The sequence below is a fragment of the Bradyrhizobium sp. genome (assembly GCF_049798375.1).
Lineage (GTDB): Bacteria > Pseudomonadota > Alphaproteobacteria > Rhizobiales > Xanthobacteraceae > Bradyrhizobium.
In genome coordinates this window covers 1-3,932 of sequence record NZ_JBARGP010000615.1, presented here as the reverse complement: position 1 = coordinate 3,932, position 3,932 = coordinate 1, and the positions used below count along the sequence as shown (strand labels likewise).

The window sequence follows — 3,932 nt, the reverse complement described above, 5'->3', positions numbered from 1 at the left end:
GCCGGGATCGTCGCGATGCCGCGCTGAGAGATAGTCGCCGATCATCGTCGACAGTCCGCCCTCCTCGTCCTCGAGCTTGCGCCAGACCTGCTCGCGCCGTGCCAAAGCGTCGTCCAGCACCTGGCGGACCAGTTGTTCCTTGGAGTCGAAATGGACGTAGAACGCGCCGTTTGTCAGCCCGGCGTCCGCCATGATGCCGGCAAGCCCCGCCGCCGAGACGCCGCGCTCACGGAACTGGCGCGCGGCGACATCGAGAATGCGCTGCCGCGTCTCGTCCTTATGTCCCTTCTCATACCGCACCATCTGCCGCCTCCCGGTCTCCGCCGCTATTCTGCACCAGCCTCTATTGCATTACGATCATAATACTGCATTATGGTCGTAATGTAAATCAGGATGACGGGATATCTTTGATGGATACCGCCCAAGCCACGCTGCCACGCCCGGACGCCGGGCCACGCCTGGTCTCCTCGCCCGCGACCCCACCCGCGCAGACCAAAGCCGAGGCGACCCGCGCGGCCCTGCTGACCGGGCCGGTGCTGCCGACCGTGTTCCGGCTGGCGCTGCCGACCATGACCGTGCTGCTGGCGCAGACCGCGGTAAATATCGCGGAGGCCTATTATGTCGGCCTGCTCGGCACCGACGCGCTGGCCGGCGCTGCGATGGTGTTTCCGATCTTCATGCTGATGACGATGATGTCGAATGGCGGCATCGGCAGCGGCGTGTCCTCCTCGGTCGCCCGCGCCATCGGTGCGCAGCGCAAGGCGGATGCCGATGCCATCGTCTTCCATGGCGTCGTGCTCGCGGTGATCGGCGGCGCGCTGTTCACCGCCGTCACGGCCTTGCTGGGTCCGATGCTGTACCATGCGCTGGGCGGTCGTGACGGCGCGCTCGATGCCGCGGTGACCTATTCCATCACCTTGTTTGCCGGCGCGATCCCGGTATGGATCGTGAACTTACAGGCCGCGGCGCTGCGCGGCGCCGGCAATGTGCGCGTGCCCGCTATCGTCACGTTGATCGGCGCGATCGTGATGATTCCGCTGTCGCCGCTGTTGATCTTCGGCATCGGCCCGATTCCTGGGCTTGGCATCGGCGGCGCCGGCCTCGCCTTCGGCCTGTATTATTGCGGCGCGATGCTGGTGCTGTTGCGCTACATGGCCTCGGGCCGCACCAGTCTGCACATGCGGATCGTGCCGCTGCAGACCCGGCTGTTCGCGGACATCCTGAAGGTCGGCTTGCCGACCTCAGTCAATGCCGTGCTGGTGAACCTGACGGTGATCCTGGTGACGTCGGTGGCCGGCCGCTTCGGCACATCAGAGCTTGCCGCCTACGGCATCGCTTCGCGGCTCGACTACATCATGATCCCGATCCTGTTCGGCTTGTGCACGGCGACGCTGACCATGGTCGGCGTCAATGTCGGCGCCGGCCAGGGCGCGCGGGCGCGCACCATCGCCTGGGTCTCGGCGCTGACCGGCGCGGGGTTTGTCGGCAGCATCGGCTGCATCGTCGCAGCCTATCCGCCGCTGTGGCTCGACCTGTTCAGCCGCCAGCCGGACGTGCTGCGCGAAGGCGCGGTCTACCTGCGCTTCGTCGCGCCGGCCTACACCGCACTCGGCTTCGGCTTCGTGCTCGCCTTTGCTGCGCAAGGCGCCGGCCACGTACTGTGGCCCTTTATGGCCTCCGTGGTGCGCATCCTGCTCGCAGCCGGCGGCGGCATGCTGGTTGTCAGTTACTTCGGCGGCGGCATGGCCTCGCTCGCCGCCATGGTGACGGCCTCGCTGATCGCCTACGCCGCCGTGTGCAGCACCGTCATGCTGTCACGTCGTATCTGGCGCTTGCCGGCGAGGTGAGGCGCCGGACCTTTGACGAGATTGAATTGATCTAGCGCGGCGGTGACGGTTCACCTCTCCCATGGGAGAGGTCGGATTGCATCGCCAAATGCAATCCGGGTGAGGGGTTGCGATCTATCGAAGGACCAGCGCCCCCTCACCCGATCGCTTTGCGATCGACCTCTCCGCGCTGGGGAGAGGTGAACCGAGTTCGTGGCTACGAATTCCCGCGAACTACGGGCTTCCTAAGTCCCCTCATACGCCCGCCGCAGCCCGTCGATGTCGAGCTTGACCATTTTCATCATCGCAGCCATGGCACGCGAGGCGCCGGCGCGATCGGCGCCGCCGAGATATTTTGGCAGGGCATTGGGGACGATCTGCCAGGACACGCCGTAGCGATCCTTGAGCCAGCCGCACTGTTCGGGCGCACCGCCGTCGGCGCACAGCGCATCCCAGAGACGGTCGACTTCGGCCTGGTCGTCGCATCCGATCTTGAACGACACCGCGTGCGTATACTCGAACTTCATGCCGCCGTTCAGCGCCATGAAGCGCTGGCCGGCCAGCGTGAACTCCATCACCAGCACCGAGCCTGCCGGTCCCGACCGGCTGTCAGTCATGTTCCGCTGAACGGTCTCGATGCGGGAGTCCGGCAATAGCGATACATAGAAGTTCGCGGCCTCTTCGGCATTGCCGTTAAACCACAGGCAGGGGACGATCTTGGACATCTCGGGGCTTCCTCGTTGCTTCGATAGCCCGAGGACGAACGAGATAGCGCCGTTCCGACAGCGTGACGCAATTATTTTCGACAGTCTTTCCGGCGTCATTGCGAGGAGCCGAAGGCGACGAAGCAATCCAGCTTTTTCTTATAAGTCTGGATTGCTTCGCTTCGCTCGCAATGACAACTGACGGACCGTAGGGTGGACAAAGCGCAGCGTGCCCACCGCGTCGCGCACACTACCGCTCAATGGTGGGCACGGCGCTCCACCAACATCGCACGAGCGGAAACATCATCGACGCGCCTTTGCCCACCCTACGCATTCTGCGATGACGACAAACGTGCCTCACGTCGCGATCGGCGGCGGCATCTCCAGGAATGCCCGCGCAACGTGCCAGAACAATAGCCGGTTGGTCGCGAGCGTCACCGAATGCGCCGTGCCCGGCAGGATGACGAACTGGCGGTCGCCGTTCGGCAACTGGTTGAAGAATGCCTCGAGGTCAGGAACGGTGGCGATGCCGTCATATTCGCCGCGCACCAACAACACTGGCGCCAGCACCTTATCGGGATGCACCACCGGCAGGTTCGCCGTCATGTCGAGATAGGTGCCGGTCGGAATCTGGTCGCCGAACGGCATCTCGACGTCGGCCAGCGCCTCGACCGCTGCCGGATCGCTGGTGCCCGGCTTGTCGCGGGTCGCGATCGAGCGGATCATGTCGCGATCGCGCTTGCGCATGTTGTGGCTGCGATAATAGTCGAGCTGCTCGGCGCGCTTGGTCAGCGTCGGCGAGCCCTCGCCCTTGTAGGTGAAGGCCGCGAACACCAGCCGATCGATCCGATCGGGCGCCGCCATCGCATAGGCGCCGGCGCGCAGCGCGCCGGAGGACTCGCCGATGAAGTGAAACTTGGCTCGCCCGGTTTCGCGCGTCACCACGTCGATGCCGGCCTTCAAATCTTCCACGCCGCTGGCAATATCCGAATTGCCGTTGGTGCGCCCGGACTTGCCGTAGTTCTCGTGATCCATGGTCCAGCAGTCGAAGCCAAAGCGGGCGAACGCGTTCATCACCGAATATTCGCCCTTGCCCGGGACATTGAGATCGAACGCGCGCGAGGTGACCGAGGAACCATGCACGAAAAACACCACCGGCCGCGAGGGCTCGCCGGCTCGGGGCGCACTGAGCCGCTTGCGCCACATCCACAGCGGCACGTCGCCTTTCTTCGCCCAATATTCGCGGCTCCAGATGTCCTCGCTCGCGGCGGTTGCGGGCCGTGCAGCACTGATAGTTCCGACCGCCAGGCCAAGCCCGGCTGCTGCAATGATGGCACGGCGATCGGGCAAGTGCGCGATGTCCGTCATGGACGTTCCCCTCGTCTCTGATGAATTATGCGGC

4 protein-coding genes are annotated in these 3,932 nt (G+C 64.7%); 1 reads left to right on the top strand and 3 read right to left on the bottom strand.

Features of this window, described 5'->3' with window-relative positions:
- The coding region (locus WA702_RS24500) for a TetR family transcriptional regulator (RefSeq protein WP_425113131.1) at positions 1-303 on the bottom strand (303 nt) is incomplete at its 3' end.
- Between the two features lie 107 nt (positions 304-410).
- Here WA702_RS24500 and WA702_RS24495 point away from each other — a divergent pair.
- Positions 411-1,847, top strand: coding sequence for an MATE family efflux transporter (locus WA702_RS24495; protein WP_425113130.1), 1,437 nt, complete (start codon positions 411-413; stop codon positions 1,845-1,847).
- Between the two features lie 224 nt (positions 1,848-2,071).
- On the opposite strand, the gene WA702_RS24490 is transcribed toward WA702_RS24495, so the two are convergent.
- Both WA702_RS24490 and WA702_RS24485 read right to left on the bottom strand, forming a co-directional pair.
- On the bottom strand, positions 2,072-2,551 hold the full coding sequence (locus WA702_RS24490) for a VOC family protein (RefSeq protein ID WP_425113129.1): 480 nt from the start codon (positions 2,549-2,551) through the stop codon (positions 2,072-2,074).
- Between the two features lie 336 nt (positions 2,552-2,887).
- Positions 2,888-3,898, bottom strand: coding sequence for an alpha/beta hydrolase (locus tag WA702_RS24485; protein ID WP_425113128.1), 1,011 nt, complete (start codon positions 3,896-3,898; stop codon positions 2,888-2,890).
- Between the last annotated feature and the right edge of the window lie 34 nt (positions 3,899-3,932).

What these genes read in the sequence shown, in the direction of transcription:
- WA702_RS24495 (WP_425113130.1), top strand. Translation starts at nt 411, where the DNA reads ATGGATACCGCCCAAGCCACGCTGCCACGCCCGGACGCCGGGCCACGC.
- WA702_RS24485 (WP_425113128.1), bottom strand. Translation starts at nt 3,898, where the DNA reads ATGACGGACATCGCGCACTTGCCCGATCGCCGTGCCATCATTGCAGCA.
- WA702_RS24490 (WP_425113129.1), bottom strand. Translation starts at nt 2,551, where the DNA reads ATGTCCAAGATCGTCCCCTGCCTGTGGTTTAACGGCAATGCCGAAGAG.